Source organism: Citrobacter sp. wls718 (assembly GCF_005280945.1).
Lineage (GTDB): Bacteria > Pseudomonadota > Gammaproteobacteria > Enterobacterales > Enterobacteriaceae > Citrobacter > Citrobacter gillenii.
Map to the genome: position 1 here is coordinate 2,464 of NZ_SZWV01000011.1, position 241 is coordinate 2,704.

Below are 241 nucleotides of genomic sequence, written 5' to 3' on the forward strand. Positions count from 1 at the left end.
GAAGGAGGGAAAAAATACTCAACAGGCCGGATGTATCGCCGATCCAGCCTGGAGAACAGTTTCTATCCTGGTGCTCAGGTGTTAGCAGTCGACTGTGTAGAGACATTAAAGTTGTATCCTTTAACCTGAAAAAGACTTTAAAGTTGTAAAGTTTTAAAAAAAACACATACAAAACATGATGCTAAGTGTGTATCACACGCTGTTCCAACATTATGCCTTGTGGATTGGCCCCTATATTTCC